This window comes from Gardnerella swidsinskii (assembly GCF_023277705.1).
GTDB lineage: Bacteria > Actinomycetota > Actinomycetes > Actinomycetales > Bifidobacteriaceae > Bifidobacterium > Bifidobacterium swidsinskii.
In genome coordinates this window covers 1,336,230-1,354,558 of the sequence record NZ_CP083176.1, presented here as the reverse complement: position 1 = coordinate 1,354,558, position 18,329 = coordinate 1,336,230, and the positions used below count along the sequence as shown (strand labels likewise).

The 18,329-nt window shown below is 43.1% G+C and carries 19 protein-coding genes and 2 tRNA genes; 4 read left to right on the top strand and 17 right to left on the bottom strand.

The window, feature by feature from the left end:
* Positions 1-10: 10 nt before the first annotated feature.
* On the bottom strand, positions 11-1,468 hold the full coding sequence (locus K9E37_RS05460) for a bifunctional folylpolyglutamate synthase/dihydrofolate synthase (protein WP_248893208.1): 1,458 nt from the start codon (positions 1,466-1,468) through the stop codon (positions 11-13).
* A gap of 278 nt (positions 1,469-1,746) precedes the next feature.
* Here K9E37_RS05460 and K9E37_RS05455 point away from each other — a divergent pair, with 278 nt between their 5' ends.
* From K9E37_RS05455 to K9E37_RS05445, 3 genes are all read left to right on the top strand, one after another.
* Positions 1,747-3,342, top strand: a complete 1,596-nt coding sequence (locus K9E37_RS05455; RefSeq protein ID WP_248893206.1) for an aminopeptidase P family protein — start codon at positions 1,747-1,749, stop codon at positions 3,340-3,342.
* 282 nt (positions 3,343-3,624) lie between these two features.
* Positions 3,625-4,527 carry a carbohydrate kinase family protein gene (locus K9E37_RS05450; RefSeq protein WP_248893204.1) on the top strand — a complete coding sequence of 301 codons (903 nt, stop codon included), beginning with the start codon at positions 3,625-3,627 and terminating at the stop codon, positions 4,525-4,527.
* 582 nt (positions 4,528-5,109) lie between these two features.
* Entirely contained in the window at positions 5,110-5,493 is a 384-nt protein-coding gene (locus tag K9E37_RS05445) for a tyrosine-type recombinase/integrase (protein ID WP_248893202.1), read from the top strand.
* On the opposite strand, the gene K9E37_RS05440 is transcribed toward K9E37_RS05445, so the two are convergent.
* The 9 genes from K9E37_RS05440 to K9E37_RS05400 form a co-directional block, all read right to left on the bottom strand.
* Positions 5,460-5,681 (bottom strand): hypothetical protein, encoded by a 222-nt coding sequence (locus tag K9E37_RS05440; protein ID WP_248893200.1) that lies wholly within the window; start codon positions 5,679-5,681, stop codon positions 5,460-5,462. The genes K9E37_RS05445 and K9E37_RS05440 overlap by 34 nt on opposite strands.
* Before the next feature lie 352 nt (positions 5,682-6,033).
* Entirely contained in the window at positions 6,034-6,729 is a 696-nt protein-coding gene (locus K9E37_RS05435; protein WP_248893198.1) for a DUF3800 domain-containing protein, read from the bottom strand.
* Between the two features lie 202 nt (positions 6,730-6,931).
* Positions 6,932-7,681, bottom strand: a complete 750-nt coding sequence (locus tag K9E37_RS05430; protein ID WP_004110497.1) for a YfbU family protein — start codon at positions 7,679-7,681, stop codon at positions 6,932-6,934.
* A gap of 303 nt (positions 7,682-7,984) precedes the next feature.
* The gene (locus K9E37_RS05425) at positions 7,985-8,962 is read right to left on the bottom strand and encodes a hypothetical protein (RefSeq protein ID WP_248893196.1); all 978 of its coding nucleotides are present in this window, start codon (positions 8,960-8,962) and stop codon (positions 7,985-7,987) included.
* Positions 8,963-9,102: 140 nt separating this feature from the next.
* Positions 9,103-9,312 (bottom strand): hypothetical protein, encoded by a 210-nt coding sequence (locus K9E37_RS05420; protein ID WP_033888605.1) that lies wholly within the window; start codon positions 9,310-9,312, stop codon positions 9,103-9,105.
* A gap of 11 nt (positions 9,313-9,323) precedes the next feature.
* Positions 9,324-9,914, bottom strand: coding sequence for a ParA family protein (locus K9E37_RS05415; RefSeq protein ID WP_033888604.1), 591 nt, complete (start codon positions 9,912-9,914; stop codon positions 9,324-9,326).
* An 87-nt stretch (positions 9,915-10,001) separates the two neighbouring features.
* Positions 10,002-10,523 carry a hypothetical protein gene (locus K9E37_RS05410; RefSeq protein WP_248893194.1) on the bottom strand — a complete coding sequence of 174 codons (522 nt, stop codon included), beginning with the start codon at positions 10,521-10,523 and terminating at the stop codon, positions 10,002-10,004.
* Positions 10,520-11,914, bottom strand: a complete 1,395-nt coding sequence (locus K9E37_RS05405; protein ID WP_248893192.1) for a helix-turn-helix domain-containing protein — start codon at positions 11,912-11,914, stop codon at positions 10,520-10,522. The genes K9E37_RS05410 and K9E37_RS05405 overlap by 4 nt, the downstream gene beginning before the upstream one ends.
* A gap of 238 nt (positions 11,915-12,152) precedes the next feature.
* Positions 12,153-12,434: a helix-turn-helix domain-containing protein gene (locus tag K9E37_RS05400; protein ID WP_248893190.1), complete on the bottom strand. Its 282-nt coding sequence runs from the start codon at positions 12,432-12,434 to the stop codon at positions 12,153-12,155.
* A 59-nt stretch (positions 12,435-12,493) separates the two neighbouring features.
* Between K9E37_RS05400 and K9E37_RS05395 the strand changes: the two genes are divergently transcribed.
* The gene (locus tag K9E37_RS05395; RefSeq protein ID WP_004110512.1) at positions 12,494-12,799 is read left to right on the top strand and encodes a helix-turn-helix domain-containing protein; all 306 of its coding nucleotides are present in this window, start codon (positions 12,494-12,496) and stop codon (positions 12,797-12,799) included.
* Here the strand turns inward: K9E37_RS05395 and K9E37_RS05390 are convergent.
* The 7 genes from K9E37_RS05390 to dusB form a co-directional block, all read right to left on the bottom strand.
* Positions 12,759-12,832 (bottom strand) — tRNA-Ile (locus tag K9E37_RS05390). The two genes, K9E37_RS05395 and K9E37_RS05390, sit on opposite strands and share 41 nt — an antisense overlap.
* Before the next feature lie 287 nt (positions 12,833-13,119).
* Positions 13,120-13,800, bottom strand: coding sequence for an ECF transporter S component (locus K9E37_RS05385; protein ID WP_248893189.1), 681 nt, complete (start codon positions 13,798-13,800; stop codon positions 13,120-13,122).
* 296 nt (positions 13,801-14,096) lie between these two features.
* A tRNA-Glu gene (locus K9E37_RS05380) sits at positions 14,097-14,168 on the bottom strand.
* A gap of 107 nt (positions 14,169-14,275) precedes the next feature.
* The gene (gene trmB, locus K9E37_RS05375; RefSeq protein ID WP_116994861.1) at positions 14,276-15,094 is read right to left on the bottom strand and encodes a tRNA (guanosine(46)-N7)-methyltransferase TrmB; all 819 of its coding nucleotides are present in this window, start codon (positions 15,092-15,094) and stop codon (positions 14,276-14,278) included.
* A 159-nt stretch (positions 15,095-15,253) separates the two neighbouring features.
* On the bottom strand, positions 15,254-15,712 hold the full coding sequence (locus K9E37_RS05370; RefSeq protein WP_116431859.1) for a cell division protein SepF: 459 nt from the start codon (positions 15,710-15,712) through the stop codon (positions 15,254-15,256).
* 24 nt (positions 15,713-15,736) lie between these two features.
* Positions 15,737-16,951: a cell division protein FtsZ gene (gene ftsZ / locus K9E37_RS05365; protein WP_248893187.1), complete on the bottom strand. Its 1,215-nt coding sequence runs from the start codon at positions 16,949-16,951 to the stop codon at positions 15,737-15,739.
* Between the two features lie 202 nt (positions 16,952-17,153).
* Positions 17,154-18,308, bottom strand: coding sequence for a tRNA dihydrouridine synthase DusB (dusB, locus tag K9E37_RS05360; protein ID WP_248893185.1), 1,155 nt, complete (start codon positions 18,306-18,308; stop codon positions 17,154-17,156).
* Positions 18,309-18,329: the final 21 nt, after the last annotated feature.

Here is an 18,329-nt window from a genome sequence, read left to right as displayed (position 1 = left end):
AGCTTAATTTTCAAGACTCGTCAATATTCGGGTGTATTGCTACGCGCTGATCCTTTGGCTTTTTTAGATCCGGATTCACGTGCTCAACAAGCATTGTACGCGCATCTCCTGCAGTGACGAAACTACCGCAGATAAGCACTCCGTGACCATAGCCCACACCAAGCTCATCGTCTTCATCAACTAAATCAACAGCAGTTTGAATAGCATCCGGCAACTCGTCAACACGAATTACGCGATCCTCGCCAAATACGCCTACAGCAATCTTTTCGAGCTCTTCTGGATCCATTACACGGTCACGCCAAGAATTACGCGTAACAATAATCTTCGTCAAAATAGGTTCAAGAACACCCAAGTATTCTTCAACTTGTTTATCTGCCATCATTGCCACAACGCCAATAAGCTGCTCAAAATGATAGTTTTCTTCAATAGTTTCACGAAGAGACTCGGCAGCATTCACGTTATGTCCACCGTCAATAATGATTGTCGGCGAAGTACGAACCTGCTCAATACGCCCAGGAACCTTAACCTGACTTAAAGCCTCTGCAACTAAATCGCCATCCAAAGCACCACTTACAGGCAGCACAACCTCCGCAGCAGCAAGAGCTGCCAAAGCATTATGAGCCTGATGCTTACCAAACTTGTCAACCGGAACATCCTCATAAGTGCCAAGAGGCGTACGCAAAGTAACAACCTGTCCACCAACTGCAGGAGTACGAGACACAACTTCAAGTTCGCCATCGCCATAAGAAGAATCGCGCAATAATGTAGCATGATTGCGCTCCGCAACTTCCTTAATAATTGGCAAAACCTTAGTTTCATGCGGCTGAGGACCCAAAATAACAGTGCAATTTGGCTTAATAATACCAGCCTTCGTGCGAGCAATCTCTTCAACAGTGTTTCCCAGCCATTGCATGTGATCCATATCAACCGGCCCAATAATTGCAGCATCAGCATTCATAACATTAGTGGCATCCCATTCGCCACCCATGCCAACTTCCATAACAGCAACATCAACAGGAGCGTCCGCAAAAGCCCAAATTGCCATGGCTGTAAGCACTTCAAAAAAGCTCATCTTTGGCTTACCGTCAGCTTCCATGCGAGCGTCAACCATGTCGATAATGTCTTTCATTTGATCCCACACATCGACGAACTGATCGTCACTAATTTCCTGTCCATCAATCATAATGCGCTCATTTACGCGCTCCAAATGTGGAGAAGTATATAATCCGGTTCGCAAACCATATGCTCGACAAATCGACTCAGCCATTCGAGCAGTAGAACCTTTGCCGTTCGTACCAGTTATGTGAATAACACGCATAGACTGCTCTGGATGACCTAAAATATCGAGAATAAGACGCATGCGATCCAAGTCGAGATTAGTTTTATTGTGTTCTGGAGCTCGACTCATAATATTGCGTTCGATATCAACAATTCGCTCATTATTGCGATTTGGATTTTCAATAGACATAACTACTCCCCCTAATTTTTACGCTCGCTTACTCATTTTCCAACTATCTAGATTAGTTGATACCAACAACACACGCATATAAATATGTTGTGACAATATTCACATAGCAAAAGCGTTTTAAACGCACTTTGTAAATTGCGTATAAAATCTTGCTATTTTGCACTAAAAAACTCGCATAAAACACTAAATAAGACTATGTTAGTTTATTGACTGTTTATTTACTATTTGTATAATTTGCGCAAGCAAAAATTAACAAGCAAAAATTAAGGAGTCTCATAATGGCAGAATATACGCCAACTGAGCACGGCGAAGAGCTAAAAGCTGACGGCACACAAAAGGCAGAAGATCGCGTAAATAACCGTTCACTTCGTCCAAACAGTGATTCTTTTAAAGATTTTATGACGAATAACTGGGATAACCAGGAGCCAGAAGTTAAGGCTCTTGAATCTAGCAAGTACATTCCAGCTCGTTTAGAGGCTCTTTCAAAACGTTTCCCAGGCGAACGTTTAGTTATTCCTGCAGGACAACCAAAGGTGCGTAATAACGACTGCGATTATGCTTTCCGCCCAGACACTACATTTGCCTACTACACTGGATTAGGTCAAGACTATGAGGCTGGTGCTGTGCTTGTTATGGAGCCAGTCAACAAAGATAGCGAAGAAGCTAAGGCTGGAAAAACACATGTACCTGAGCTTTTTGTAGCTCCACGCGCAGATAACAGCACTTCAGCATTTTACAAGGATCCTCACTATGGAGAATATTGGGTTGGTCCTCGCGCAGGCTTAAAAGAACTTAAAGCAATGACCGGCATTGAAACGCGCGATATTGCAGAACTTGACGACGCTATTGCAAAGAACGTAAGCGACGACGCTAATGGTGAGGGTATTCGCGTGCGAATTGTTCGAGAAACCGATCCTGAGCTTACTGCAAAAGTTGAAACAATGCGAGAAGCAAGTGGATTTACTGATGAAGATGCAAACACTTGCGCAGACGACAAATTGCACGAATTCGCTGCAGAAGCACGAATGCTTAAGGACGACTACGAAATTCGCGAAATGCGCAAAGCTGTTGCAGCCACAAAACTTGGTTTTGACCGCATGCTTACGCGTTTGCCTAATGCTTTAGGTCATGAGCATTCCGAGCGCATGATTGAGGGTGCTTTTAATTCCGTTGCTCGCGAGGAAGGAAACGAAGTAGGCTACGACACTATTGTTGCTTCAGGCAAGCACGCACCAATTTTGCACTGGATGCGCAATACTGGCGTTGTTTCCAGCGGAGAATTGCTACTTATTGATGCCGGCGTTGAAGTTAACAGCCTCTACACTGCTGACATTACACGAACTTTCCCAACGAACGGCAAATTCACTGACTTGCAAAAGAAGCTTTACCAGTGCGTTCTTGACGCTCAACAAGCCGGTTTTGAGGCTGCTAAGCCAGGTGCAACCTACTCCGATATTCACCATGCTTGCATGCGCGTTCTAGCCGAACACTTGCACGAATGGGGAATTTTGAAAGTTAGCGTTGAAGAATCACTTTCGCCAGAAGGTCAACAGCATCGTCGTTGGCACGCTTGCGGCGTTGCTCATCATCTTGGTTTGGATGTGCACGATTGCGCACAAGCACGCTACGAGTCTTATCAGGGCGCAAAAATTACTCCAGGAATGATATTCACTATTGAGCCAGGATTATACTTTGCAGCTAACGATTTGATGCTTCCTGAAGAAATGCGCGGAATTGGAATTCGTATTGAAGATGATGTGCTAATGACTGAAAACGGTCCAGAATGGCTTTCTATTGATATTCCAAAGCAAATCGATGATGTAGAAGCATGGATGGCTGAACAAGCTCACAAAAGTGATATTTTCCAACATTAAGCAGCAAATCAAAATAATAGGAAAATATAATAAAACGAAATAATAATATAGTACGCCAGCATAAGCTAAGTTAAACGTACGCAATATAGCACTTATGGTGCGCTCTATAGAAACGTAACACGCATTGCGCATATTACTTATCGAAAGGGCGCACCATAATTGTTTATGTAGCATTTTTACAAGCAAAATTTGCATCAAAATGCTTTTGAAGAAGCGAGAAGATATTTAGTAAAAAGTATAGCTCTACAAACTTGCTGCACTGACGCGTGCGAAAGGAATATTATGACTAAGCCAATTGTTCTTTCACTCGGCGAACTTTTATGGGATTTGCTCCCACATGGAAAACGTGTTGGAGGAGCACCAGCAAATTTTGCATATCACGCACAGTGTCACGGAGCGCAAAGTTGCATGATTAGTGCTGTTGGTCAAGACCAACTCGGCGATGAGCTGATTGACAAAGTAAACAAAGCTGGCATCGCTTCAATTATTCAACGCAACGCTTGGCCAACAAGCACTGTAGAAGTAACACTAAAAAATGGAATACCAGAGTACACTATTCTACGAAATATAGCATGGGATCATATTCTTTACACTCGAGAACTCATTGATTTAGTAGAACGAGCAGATGCAGTATGCTTTGGCACTCTAAGCTTACGTTCTCAAGAAACTCACGACACAATTTTGCAATTGTTAAAGCATACTAAGCCTGGAGCAATGAAGTTCTTCGATATTAACATTAGAAGCGATCACTACTCTAAGGATCTTATCGACACATTACTTCAAGAAGCAACAGTATTTAAGCTTAACGATTCGGAACTATTCTTATTACGCGATATGTTCAATATTCGCGACACTTCAGACGAGGAAGCTTGCAAGTGGTTCCAAGCTCGTTACGGACTAGATTATGTGATTCTTACAGGCGGCTCTACTTTTAGTACGATTACTACTAGCACTGGAGAAAGCTCAACTATCCCAACTCCACACGTTGACGTTCTTGACACAGTTGGTGCTGGGGACTCGTTCTCAGGAACATTCACAGCGCATATTCTTAAAGGAGAAAGCTTACAAGAAGCGCATCGCGCAGCTGTTAATACTGCAGCATTCGTGTGCACTCAAGAAGGAGCATGGCCTAAGTATCCAAAGCAAATACCAGATTACTTGTCATTGGCAGAAAATAACAAATAAAACAAAAAATAAAATTTAAATTATAAGATGCAAAAATGCCACTTCATAAATCATAATGAAGTGGCATTATTAATATCTTGTGGGGCCTCAGGGGCTTGAACCCTGGACCGACGGTTGCAAAAAACTATACTACTTGTATGATATACCAATAAGCTTAGACTTTGTACTAATCTGCTAATCGTGCAGAAAGAAAGAAAAGATAAGAAACATGCTGGCGAACCAGCAGAAACTTATATCAATAACTACATACTCACACTCAAGGCAGCAGGCCAATCACCGAAAACACTCGAAAGCAGACGCATCCAACTTGTACGCATGGCAATCGATCTCAATGTAACAACAGTTTCCAATGAAGAACTAGTTACATGGCTAGCCAACAAAAATTGGGCTAACGAAACACGAAAAAGCAATCGTGCTGCTATACGAGGATTTTTTAACTACCTTTTCCACACACACATACGCACAGACGATCCAGCATTCGATTTACCTTCAGTACGACCCAGTAGACCATTACCACACCCATGTCCTGACCAATACATCACCAACGCACTTGAACAAGTCCACAACAACAAAGAGCGCCTGATGATTATCTTAGCCGCTGGCTACGGTCTAAGACGATGTGAAATCTGTAGAATACACAGTAACGATATTATCAATGACTCATACGGCGGTTACGCACTTATCATTCACGGCAAAGGAAACAAAGAACGCAGCCTACCAATTAGCACCGATATAGCCATGCACATTATTGCAGAGCACGGCTACCTATATCCAGGACGTTACCCAGACACACACGTTGAAGAATCTTATATAGGTAAACGACTTTCTGACCTATTGCCAGACGGTTGGAGCGGTCACTCGCTACGTCACCGATTTGCAACAACTGCCTATTGTAAAACACACGATATTTTCGCCGTATCACGAGCACTTGGTCATGAGAGCGTGGCAACACCAAACGAATCCTGATACACCCAGGAAACGCGACCACCATTACCATGATAGCCACCACCCCAAGTAGAACCCGAGCCGCTTCCCGCACCACCATCAGCAAACACTGGGGTAGACGACAGTAAACATGCGCTTGCAGCAAGCAACGCGACCGTTTTTACACCACACTTCCTCACACACGATTTACGATGAGTATTATTACGCAAAATACTATCCTTTCACTCACCACACAATTCAACCGTTTGTTGAATCATGGATGAGTATAAGCACAGTTTTCACGAACACAATTTGGACAAAAAATAGTTATCCACAACACGCAAAGAAGCTAATAACACTCATAAAACCAAGCAAACGCGCGACTCTTTCGGTATATCAATATATCGGTATTTACCGAAAAACCAATTGACATCGACTGGTTAACATGATTACACAAGCAACAACTCATCTATCTAATCGAGAAAGAGACTCCATGGTCTATCATAAAAACACACTCCACATGTTAACATGAAGAATTGTTCAATATAAAATCATGCTAGGCTCTACGGTAATAGAAATATATTACTGATGAGGTAGCCGACGATAAATTATTTTCTTCTCTATAAGATTCAATTGATTTGACACAACTGCATAATACAATCGATTAGCAGTAATGTCAGCAGCACGAATCAAAGCATCTTGAGCTGAATCCTTTAGACAAAACTCCACGGAACACAAATTGTCAAAAAGCGGAGGAAAGAATTTAGACCATTTATCGTTATAGGTCCCGATCTTAAATTCAGCTTCCAGTGCTTCCCGCAACTCATAATGACCATCAGTAGCCGTACTATGCTCATCCATGAACACGTAGATATTATTCACACCAGATTGGTTCACCAACCCATCACGAATCAATTGTTCCAATGCAGAACGTAATCCTAGTTTAAATGCAAAATCAAGATACCGCTGCTTACTTTTTTTATTCTGAAAGATTTGAGATATCACCATTTTCTGATCAACGATGACACCAAAACGATGATAGGGGTTAAGCGATCGAAACATGGAAGATTTCTGAGAATTCTTAAGATAAATAGCTTTCATTTCGCTATGTCCCTGAGCAGCACCATGAGAACGCTGTAACCGTTCGACAGATATATAACGCCTTCTTGCTATATCGCGCTGTTCTTTTCCTAGAAAGATAACGCCGCCGAATACAAAATAATCATTATGGTAACGGTCAAATACCCCAGACTCGTCAGCATACACGAAAATATCCATATCAATCCCTAAAGGTAAATAAGGTCGCCATCAAGGCGACCTTATTGCCGTGAGGTCGACGCCGGAAAACGACGCTTAAACGTTAATTCGATAGCTCACGTATACAGCGCAAATGCCTGTTCTAGTTAGAATACTCATTTGTAATGGTTTACACAAGCGCGTGTCGCCTATAAATTATCATAAATAAAAACATCCAATACTACTAGTTGTGTTGTGGAGAAATCCCCATCGACGCATCTGCTATCAATTGCAATTCATCAATAGTTAAAGGCTCTAACATAGAACAGTGACGTTTGGAATCACGGATAATGTTCCATTGTGTCAACATACGATTGTACGTCTGTTTCATAGGAGCATGCGAATTACCATTATCATGCTTTTTATAGAATGCTTTCAATTCAATCCACCGATTATTATCAATAAGATACCTACCAAAATCAGCCAGAGCTGCTTCATGAGAAATGTTAAAATCAAAACCTACAAACTCTATCTTATAAGCTAAACCAGCATCAATAGTTTTCCCATTTTCTTTCAACGATTGTATTGAATAAAGAACATGTCGAAACATGTCAAAAATATTCATAACAAATAGACAATCATCACGCGTTAATTCAGGTTCGATATCACTAAACTCATTATCGTATTCTAAAGTGTATCCTTTTTCAAGAATCCTTGCTAAATTCAATTGATATTCTTTATCACCATCTTCAATATTCTCATTTACAAGTCGCGCAAGAATACGATGAGACAGCGCCAATTGCTTGCGCATCAAAGTATTTATTGACAATGGAGTCATACGTGGTTGAACAATTTCGTTATCACGAGACTCCGGATAAATATGTTCATCAATCCACAATTTCAACAATGAGCTTACACTCACCTGTCGCGCAAACGCTAGATCTTCAAGACGACTCTTGATTTCATCATCCAGACGTACAGTAATAACAGCCATAATAATCCCTTCTCATGCAAAATGCACATAAGATTTTTGTATTTATAGAATATAATTGTAATACTGTAATACAAAATTGTCAAATTGGTTTTGATTTTCTTCCACTTTTCTATAATGAGAGCACTCATACTAGCCATCAATAAGCAATTGACCATAGATTCATGTAGTCACAATTTCTTATTAATTATGGTCTTATTAGATTTAACACATCGGTCTTTACCGACATACCGAAAAATCAAGAAACCGAAAGGGGTACCCACTAGAATGAGTACCCCCTTCTCATAGAAAACTACGAAAAAACGTTTAACCTATCGGACAACCCTGACCAGGCTGACAATCATATTGATCACCATGTTTCGACATTGCTTGCATCTCTTCAAAAGTAAGCTGTCTATTTGTCTGATCTTTCTCTGGATTACCGTTTTTATCAACTAACGTCCATGGTTGGCTTGGGGTAGTACCTTGACCATACGCGCCTTGATACGACTGATACCTCGGATACATACGCTGCGACCGCGCACGCGCTTGTGCTTGACGTGCGGCTTCTTGAGCCTGACGATCAGACTCAACCTTGGCCTGCATACTCTCCTGCACCTTCCATGAAAGATTCGTTAAACCATTCACATCCTTACGCTCTATTGCTTTGTTTAACATGTCAAGTGTCGCCTGATCCGCTACCTTGCCTTTCGCTTGTTCAGCAAGCTCACGAGCCTCACGAAGCGCATACTCATCCAACACAGTCTGCGATTCTTTTAACAAATGGGTTACTTGCTTACCTTGCTCAGTAAACTTCTTCACAAGCCGTTTAAGCGCTTGAGTAACTGTTTGATACTCTCCCATACCCGGCTTATGCTTACCACTTACCACTGGGCAATCAGGAACCATTGTCTCTTGAACAGGTTGCAAACTCGTGAACTGTTTCACCAAAACTTCCGCTTTCTTATCACGCTGTTCTACCAGTGATTGTAAACGCTCACGCATACTCGTAACCCGCATGTTAAACGGCTTTAACGTATCAAACAGTTTAACTACTTGCTTGCGTGTTTTCACACACTCAGTACACGCAAACACTAACTGTTCTTGCGCTTGTTTCTCCCGAAAAACACTCACAGCCCACAGTCCACCACCAAGAATTAAACCTACAATCACAAGGACGCCTATCGGCAGTAGCCAACGTGGAACACGACCCTGTTTTACAGGCTGTGCAGCTTTGCTGTGTGTTTCTGACACTAATTGTTCAGAGGAAACCATGCTCGTATCATTATTAAGATCACTTGTCATGATAAGCCTTCTTCCTTATCTTCTACTTACTATTAGTATACTTCTTTACTCGTTACTTACTTTATGATTCACTATAATTGTCGGTTTCTCGGTATAACAGTTTTCTAGTTTTTACCGAAAAACTAGCATCAATCTGCTCACTATCGTAAATACGCGTCAAGCGCGGCATCTACGACTTCTTGTAAACATTGATCATGATCAAGCGCGTACTGTTTCAAACGACGGCGAGTAGTATCACGTAAACTCACACTGGTTTTCACCCAACCTGATACATCTCGTTTATCCTGAGTAAACACGCTTACCATACTCGACTTTTGACGCTTGCACGCTACTGGTTGAAACGCGCTCATACTCGTGTGTTTCACGCTACTGCCTCCATGATTTCTTGTAACACTTGCCCATACTCGTACAGTTTGCTGGGAGCATGTCCCATACTAGTTTTCACTTCCTGTCGTTTCACTACACTCGTGCTAAACCGTGGCGTACACTGCGCGTCTAACGCATGAACTGTTTCCCGATACGCGCGTGTTGCACGTTCTACACGCGTCAATAACACCACACCACGCGCTGGGTCTGGCAAACTCGATAAAGTAGCCCACGCTTGCTGTAAATCAAGAGGACTATCCGATGTAGGAATAATCACCATATCCGCTACTCGTACACTCATTTCAAGTAAACGTCCTTGTGGTGGCGCGTCCACAATCACTACATCCGAAGCAACACGGTCAACATGCTGTAGTGTTGACATGTTTGCTGGGTCAACCATGATATTATTCAATGTTTCACCAGTTGCTTCAATCATGTCACGCCACAAACTCGCACTAGCCTGAGGATCAGCATCTAACACACGCGCACACCGATCAGGAAAACGCCGCGTGTACGCGACCGCTAGAAACATTGCGGTCGTGGTTTTCGCGACCCCTCCCTTCGCGTTTGCTATCGTAATAATCATCTTTATCATTCCTTTCACTTGATTATCACCAATTTTTCGGTTTCTCGGTAAATCGGTAAATCTATTTTCGGTTTAACAGTTCATGAGTTAGAAAAGTGTCAACTGCACAGCAGTAGGAACTGGAGGTAAATATTGTGGTTGATACGCTCGTGTTTTATCTTCTTCGCTCACACTCTTACGCTTGCTTGTTCCGATTGCTCGCTGTAACCGTTTGGTTTCACGCCACGTAGTACGAACCCGTTTCGTGACATGTTCACGCCACCCCGGATGAGTTTCAAGCCAAGCCTTTACACGAGACAACGGAAGCGATCCTAACTGTCGCACACTCACGTGAAAATCCTCAGCTATCGCGTGAGCTAAATGCAATCGTTGTACGTAATTCAACCCGCCAATAATATTGTTATCCTCCCACACATCAACCAAATAACTCGCTAAACACGCGGATATAAGCGGACATGATTCACATACTTTCACCCCCTCTGCTCGCGCAAGCGCATCAACCATGTATTTACCCCGTTCGTCTTCAACGGTAGAAAACATGCGATCAGCAAGACGAGGATTCGTTTGCGCTAAACGCACACATGGTGCTACTACCTGCTTTCCCATCACACACCAGCAACCACACTCACCGAATCACACGAAGCCTCATACACGGCTTGTTCACGAGGCGTTCGCCCCTCATGCGCTTTCTTGAATGCTTCTACGTCAAACAATTCACGCTTTTCACGCTGATACACCGGCGGTGTAGGCGTACAAGTCGAACACGTCTGTTGACTATTTCGTGTAAGACATCCGACTTGGTAATCATTCAACACACGTAACCACATGTCAGCCAAATCACGAGGAAACATAAGCCGACGAAGCCAAAACACTTGGCTTGGAATCCACTGAATCACGTTCAAAACCAAGCATTCAGCACGCGAGGCTCCATACACCATCAGCAAACCTTTAACAAGCTTTTCCACCCGACGCTCATCGATTTTTGTCACCCCTCCGGCCTGTAATCCCAAACGCAACCGCATTGCCTGAAACGCGTCAATCGCACGAGACGCTATACCAGTTGGTGTCATATCAGCCGCTTGAACACTCATCATGGGAGCATCTGGTATCCACTCAGAAGTTTCGCTATCAGTCTCAACAGAAGCCGTGAGCAAATCACACGCGGAACCTTGCACACGTTCACGCTCACTCGTTGTCGCTGGAGTTGCGGTTGTTGTTTCGGATTCCTGTGGGGGGATATCCCCCGTAGGGGGATTAGGAGGTATGGTTATACATGATGGTTTGGGTGCATCTGCTGCACCCCTAGAGGTGCACGTGTTGCACCCCAAGCCCGATTCTGGGGTGCATTTATCGCACCCCACAGTCACGTGTTCTGGGGTGCATCTACTGCACCCCACAGCCTCTAAACCACTCATGGTATCATGATCATCATCAACAACACAAGCATCAGTAGACATTACGGTTTGCTCAGAAGACACTACACACGGTTGAGACTGTTGAGAACCATAAACCTCTTCATTCTCATTACTCACAAGGTTTTGGCTACTCGATTGATTACTAGACTTGGTTTGCTGATGAACATGTGATTGCATCCAAGTTTTTTCACCCTGGTCTTGCACCACATATTTTGTTTCATCAGCCTCGCGCAACCGTGCTTCTACATCCTTAGCCGCTTGAACATTCTTCAACTCAGAAAGTGGCGTGTTGACTTGTAAATCCCATACATTTGCGCGCCTATTACGAGGGATAACACTCTGCTTCTTCCCTAACGCCGCGCGTCTTTGATCCCCAAGCGTGATCAATCCTCGCTCATATAAATCATGTAACGCTTTACGCACCGTGCGCTCAGAAAGCTCGGTAGCAACCATGATCTTGCGAACACTCGGATACGCACCAGAACCATCATCCTGCGCACGCTCAGCCAAATAAAATAACACTGCTTTCTGAGGAGCAGAACCCAAACTCAAACTAAAAACCCAAGAAACAGCCTGAACACTCATCTGACACCATCATTGGAAGATTGTTGATTCGTTAAAGTTTTTCTGTTCAACTTCTTGTATGATGAAAGAATCAACATGGTCATATAGCAGTAGAAACTGGTATAATAAAACATGTGCGAATCTCCTTTCATAATTTTGGTGAATATGAAACTGATTAGCGATCGGGAAATCTTTGTCAGTTGCATATCATGGTTATTTGCACCGCTCAGTTCTTGACAACAGTCGAGAACTGAGCATTTTAATTTTTTAGCGGCAAACTCATTAGGTCACTATTAGAGCTGTGGATTATATCTGTATGTGTTTGTCGTCCTAGAAGGTAATCGGTAGATACATTGAAACAGTCAGCGAGTGTATTGAGTTCGTCAGCAGAAATTCTGATTTTCCCATTAAGTTTTTGAGACATCGTAGCTGGCGCTATTTTCAAATATTTCGCTAAATCAAGCTGTTTCATATTACGCAACGCAGCTTGTGCCTTTATCCTCATGGCAATTTTAGGAAGATGCAAATCTTTTTCGCTCATGGTTAATGTTATATCACTAGAATTAGTCATTTGCAAATTATGTGTTGAAAAATTGAAAAATGACTTTGGTATATGCTAATATTCTTCACATGAGTAAATTTACTAATGGCAAAAAAAGCTTACAGGACATAGTTACTTACAATGTTCGCGTCATGCTTGCGATTAGACAGCGAACACAAAAAGGCCTTGCTGAAGCAATGAAAATTTCTGCTCCAACCTTATCGCAAAAATTTACAGGTAGAACACGCTGGAATATGGACGACATAGAAAAGGCTTCAAGCTATTTCAAAGTGAAGCCTGAAGCCTTGGTTTCTTCGCAACTTGTGGGGCCTCAGGGGCTTGAACCCTGGACCGACGGATTATGAGTCCGCTGCTCTAACCGACTGAGCTAAAGCCCCACGCTAACAAAGTCAGCAACGACTAGATTAGCACATACCCATAAACGTCGCCAACTCAGTGAGTCGAATTTTTGACCTTGCTTAGGATTACTGAGCTTGAAATCCCGATGGTTTCAAGCTCGGTCAAAACCCAAACAAACAAAAACAAAACCCAACACAAAACCACACCAACCAAAATCTACCTCCGTCAATAACGACGAAGGCAGACCTCGCTTGCGTTGAAAGCATACCGTGCTTTCAACCTGAGCAAGCTCGACGCTCTGAAGGAGCTTGAAATCCCGATGATTTCAAGCTCGGTCAGAACGTCCAGATGCGAAGTTATCAAGAGCACCAGTTTTGCGCAAAGCCAAATACACAAACCACACAAGCACTCCAGAAAGCAACAATCCACTAATAAGCTCTGTAATCATATGAATCGTAATATAAGTAGGAGCTTTAGCCTGATACTTAGTGAAGCTTAAGAACACACCATACTCAAAAGCCACAAGCAAACCAGAAAGAGCACTCAAAGTCAAATTAAACTTTCGCAAACGGAAAATTAAGAACGGAATCTCCGCAAACACACCCTGCAAAAGTGCGGAAATAAGCGTATCTCGCATATTAAACGGAGTTCCAAGAAGCACCTGTACAAATGCTGCAACAACATTTACATACACTGCAGAACCTGGCTTACGAATAAGCAAAACTGCAAGAGTTCCCGACAAATACCAAACACCATGCGTGATGCTTGCAAAACCAGGAAGAACAGCTGCATTCAAAGTACGAATCAAAGGAATAAACACCAAGCCATAGCCATACAAGATAACACCAAAAACAGCAGCAAGAGCAGCACCTAATGCGATATCTGCAACACGCCAACGCATACTTACAACCCTATTAATACTAGAAGCAGCATTATTATCCACTTGATCCGTTACACAATTAGATGATTCTAATCCATTATTATTTGTATTGAAAATATCGCTCATAGGAAATCCTTTTTTAAGCTGCTGCGCATTGTAAATTACTGAATTGAATACTTCCTGACCTACGCAGCCTGGGCAGAAGTACCAATGAGAAAGTGTATCACCTCTAAAAAGCACAACATACCTTTTGTGATATTTAATACATTGTCAGATCTTATATCGATTTATAGAAAAATATATGAAAAACTAATTGCTGCGCAAAATACGAAAAATAGGGTAAGCGGCAAAAATAGAAATACGAAAATCAGAAATACAAAAAACGAAAAACGCCGCTGAAAACCCAGCGACGTTGTAATTTGTACCCCCTAAGAGAGTCGAACTCTTGTTGTCAGATTGAAAGTCTGGTGTCCTAACCGTTAGACGAAGGGGGCTTCGAACCGAACCATATGATATTAACACTCAAAAAAGCAGTACGCAACTCACGGCGTGTTGAGGCTAAGTACAACTGCAAAGCTACGAGAACAGCGGCGGCAGAGCATTATTGTGCTATGTAGGTGAAGTCGTGAATCGTGCGACCAGCCTCCAAGCCTTTGCGTTCAAAATTCGTAAGAACTCGACCAGCAAAACGCTCAGATTCGCTAAAATCTGCGTGTGGAAGAGTTGCAGCGGTGCCAGCTGTACCTTTTCCTACGTGCTCAACTGGAAGACTTACGCTTAATTCGCCAATATTTGCAAAATCTTCGCGAGAATCCATAATCTCATGCACATGCAAAGCATAGTCCTCAATATCTGTAGCAATGCGCCAAACGCCCTCTTTACGCAACGCCTGATGGATTGTAGAGGCAAGCTCTGGTTGCACAATACGACGCTTATGGTGACGCATTTTAGGCCATGGATCCGGGAAGAAAGTCCAAACTTCTTCTAAAACTCCACAGTCGCACGCAGCGAAGAAATCAGGAGCGTTAATTTGCGCAATACGAAGATTAGTCAAACCTTGCTTTCCAGCAAGAAGCATTGTGTGAGCAACGCCTGGATCATAAACTTCAAGCGCTAAAAAGTTAGTTTCCGGCAAACGTTCAGCTGCGGCAACAATGTTTTCGCCTTGCCCGGAACCAATTTCAACAATAAGCGGATTATCATTCCCCCACTTATCGCTAATCCAATCATGCGTAATGTTCAAATTTCCGCGCAATCTAAATGAGCCAGGTGCTTCAGTAACGTCTAGCAGGTACTGACTTGCATAACGCTCCTGAGCGTGCTGTAAACGCGCATCTAAGCGCCCAGAACGACGCACAAACGACAATACAGTGCGTTGCTTGGCTTGCATAGTGTTTTCGTTTTCATTTTCAGTGCTCATGAGATTACTTTCGTTATTTGGGTTACATGCCTTTAGTTTAAATTCGCATGATTTTAGTCATGCTCGTACGCATCGCTTTTATGCTACCAAAAAGTATAAAAAAGCAGCGAAAGTTGTTAAACAAACGCTGCTTAATTAATTCTTTAGCAAATACAATTTTTAGGAGAACAAGTCACGCGCAGTATTGTCGTTCGGAGCATCCTCTACTTTGATATTCACTTGTGCTGGGCTTAGCAAAAATACCCTAGGAGTCACACGCTCAATAGAGCCACGAACACCAAACACAACTCCAGCAGAAAAATCAACAATACGATACGCAACTGATTCAGTTACACCAGTAAGGTTTAAAACCACTGGAACACCGTCACGCAAAGCACGACCTACCATTTGCGCATCATCGTAAGACTTAGGATGAATTGTAGTAATACGACTCATACGACTAGCATTCGCACGGGCAGAACTGCCACGCAAATCATTACCATGTTGCGACACAGCAGGAGTTACCGAGCGATCATTATCGAATGACGTTTCTTGAACATCAGATTCAGCATAATCATCATCCTCAGGCACATCTGCCATACCAACGTATGACATCACGTTCTTCATAAAGCCAGCCATGAAGCAACCCTCCTCTCGTTACGCTTAACGCAGAAAATCAGGAATATCTAATTCGTCAGGTTCAGCAGTCTGCTGTACAGGAGCTGCCGCAGGAGAATATTGCTGATGATTCATCGCAGGCTCAAACATAGAAGGCATAGAAGCAGGTTGTTCTACTTGTGGAGCAGCTTGAGCTTCCTCTTTGAAAGATGAGGTAGACTGTGCAGGAGCTACAGGCTTAACATCTGCTTGCATATCAACAAACTGACCAGCTTTAGCTGAGGACTCCTCCGCCTTAGGATGAGCATCAAATCCAGCAGCAATAACCGTAACTCGAACCTCATCGCCGTAAGAATCATCGAGGGAAAGACCCCAAATAATTTGAGCTTCTGGATGAATAGCTTTACGAACAAGTTCAGTTGCAGCAGAAGCTTCCTGAAGCTTCAAATCACTTGGACCTGCGATATTAATCAAAGCACCGTGAGCACCCTCAATGCTTTCTTCCAGCAATGGGGAGCTAATAGCAATTTCAGCTGCCTGAGTTGCACGATCCTCGCCTTTTGCAGCACCAATACCGAACAGTGCGGTACCTGCTCCGCGAAGAACAGCTGTAACATCAGAGAAATCAACATGAATGTAAGAATTCATGGTAATTAAATCAGTAATGCCTTGCACACCTGCGAGCAACGCAGTATCTGCCGTCTTAAATGCTTCAATAATTCCAATAGTACGATCAGAAATTTCCAAAAGACGATCGTTTGGAATAACAATCAACGCGTCAACTTCTTTGCGAAGATTCTCGATACCAAGTTTTGCAGATGCAGCACGTTGCGGTCCTTCAAAACCGAATGGACGTGTAACAACAGCAATAGTCAAAGCACCTTGCTGATGAGCTGCACGAGCCACAATTGGGCTTGCACCAGTACCCGTGCCGCCGCCTTCACCGCAGGTAACAAACACCATGTCAGCACCCTTAAGTGCCTCTTCAATGTCTGATTGATGATCCTGCGCAGCCTTAGCACCCTTTTCAGGATCAGCACCAGCACCCAAGCCTCGGCTCGAAGCATCAGATAATGAAATCTTTACATCAGCATCAGAACGCAGTAAATCTTTAGCGTCAGTATTAATGGCCACAAACTCTACATTCTGTAGACCCTCGCTGATCATCCGATTGACGGCGTTACCGCCGGCACCACCGACGCCGACTACCTTGATGATGGTTTTGTCGTTGAAATTGTCAGTCTGGGCAATCTCGCTCACCGTTATCTCCTGTCACTCACGCACGTTTACACAATATTTTAGCGTAAAACGCTCGATACTGACGACGTTTTCACAATAAACTGAAAAAATGTCACTGCTTTGATAATACACCGTGCTATATGCAAATATGAGCACAAGGTGATTTTAATAGAACATTATCGAAATAATCAGTGCAAAAAAATGACGAAAGCCCTAGAAAATACTAGTAACTTGCATCCATTGGATCGTCACCAAATAACGCCTCTCGCTCTTCGTGACTAGTTGTACGAGAATCTAACCACCCATACGGCAAATGAACTTTTTTAGCAAATCTAACTCGTCCACGCGGCGTGTCTAACACCTTTTTTGGCAAACAAAGAGAACCATCAAGCATATCGAGATTACGTTGAACATCCTCAATCGACTCGCAATCCATAAACGCTTTACGAGTGCCACCACCAACAGGAAAGCCCTTTAAATACCAAGCAATATGCTTACGCAAGTCGTGAACAGCCATACGCTCGTCGCCATCATAAAACTCAACTAAAAGATTTAAGTGGCGCAAAATAACTGATCCCACTTCCGCCAAAGTAGGATTAACACGATTATCGCTACCTTCGCAAGCATTGCGAATATCAGCAAACAACCATGGGCGACCCTGGCATCCTCGACCGATAGCAACGCCAGCGCAGCCAGTTTCTTTAAACATTGCGAGCGCATCTTCCGCACCCCAAATATCACCATTGCCAAAAACCGGAATATCAAGCGTCTCTACAAGCTCACCAATACGCTGCCAGTCTGAATGACCACCGTAATATTCTGCAGTTGTGCGAGCATGCAAAGTTACAGCAGCGCATCCTTCTTCTTGCGCAATATGACCAGCTTGAATAAAAGTTTCATGATTCTCGTCAATACCAACACGGAATTTAGCTGTAACAGGGATTCCTGCAGGTTCGCAAACAGAAACAACGCGATGCAAAATTTCTTGCAACAAATCAGTTTTCCAAGGAAGAGCAGAACCGCCGCCACGTCGCGTCACTTTTGGAACTGGACAGCCGAAGTTTAAGTCAACGTGATCAGCCATGTTTTCGTCGACAACAATTCGAGTAGCTTGTTCTACAATAGAAGGATTTACACCATAAAGCTGCAAAGAGCGCACTTTTTCGCTAGGCGCAAAACGGCAAAGTCTAAGCGCTTTTGGATTTCGTGCAACTAATGCTCTAGCCGTAATCATTTCTGCTACGTAAAGCCCGTCCGGACCAAATTCGCGGCAAATTACGCGAAATGGCCAGTTGGTAATTCCAGCCATTGGAGACAAAACAACAGGAGTAGCAATATGAACTTTCCCTAAATCCACTGGTTTTATAGAAAAATTCATATTGCTTTAACTCCATTCACT